Source organism: Shigella sp. FC1544, assembly GCF_001722145.1.
GTDB lineage: Bacteria > Pseudomonadota > Gammaproteobacteria > Enterobacterales > Enterobacteriaceae > Escherichia > Escherichia coli.
In genome coordinates this window covers 1-863 of the sequence record NZ_MECT01000351.1, presented here as the reverse complement: position 1 = coordinate 863, position 863 = coordinate 1, and the positions used below count along the sequence as shown (strand labels likewise).

The following is an 863-nucleotide window of genomic DNA, read 5'->3' as shown; positions in this document are numbered from 1 at the left end:
GGGATACAGGGAGATAAAACAGACGATGCAACTGAGCAGGCTGACGCTGAGAAGTAAAAAGCCGGAGCTTGTGGAGCAAGAGCTGTGGGGTGTCTTACTGGCTTATAATCTGGTGAGATATCAGATGATTAAAATGGCGGAACATCTGAAAGGTTACTGGCCGAATCAACTGAGTTTCTCAGAATCATGCGGAATGGTGATGAGAATGCTGATGACATTGCAGGGCGCTTCACCGGGACGTATACCGGAGCTGATGCGCGATCTTGCAAGTATGGGACAACTTGTGAAATTACAGACGAGAAGGGGAAGGGCCTTCCCGAGAGTGGTAAAGGAGAGGCCCTGGAAATACCCCACAGCCCCGAAAAAGAGCCAGTCAGTTGCTTTACTGACTGGCATTAAGGCCGCCGGGGACGTTTTTTTACCACCGGGAGTTTGGGCATAACGGTGCTTTCAGTAAGTACGACAGGTACTGTGGAGGCACTTCCGTAAAGAAGGGCATCAAGTTCCTGCTCCGACATACCTGCGGGCAGAGGCCATGAAAGGCCAGCGTTGCGGAAGCGCACGAACATACCACAGACAGTTGATTTTGGTACGCCCAGGCGACGTCCGGCCACAACCCGTGGTAAATGTTCTTCGAAATGAAGGCGTAAAGCTTCAGTGATCCAGGTCCGGTATTCCATACGATAGTGTCCACTTCAAAATGATGGACATTATTTTTGTGGAGCCGGAGGAAACAGACCAGACGGTTTAAATGAGCCGGTTACGAAGAAGCTGAGGTTCTGCGCTTTGATAATTTTGACGATGCCGTTGAGTGTTGCGCAGACCTGAATATTCCGTTCTTTGTGGATGCCGGAAACAAAAAG

General features: G+C 50.1%; 2 pseudogenes. One reads left to right on the top strand and one right to left on the bottom strand.

The annotated features are described in order from the left end of the window. Nucleotides 1-442, top strand: a pseudogene (locus tag BGK49_RS16155) (hypothetical protein); the annotation flags it as partial. On the opposite strand, the pseudogene BGK49_RS30515 reads toward BGK49_RS16155, so the two are convergent. Further along, nucleotides 399-680: pseudogene (locus tag BGK49_RS30515) on the bottom strand (IS66-like element accessory protein TnpA); the annotation flags it as partial. The pseudogenes BGK49_RS16155 and BGK49_RS30515 sit on opposite strands and share 44 nt — an antisense overlap. Between the last annotated feature and the right edge of the window lie 183 nt (nucleotides 681-863).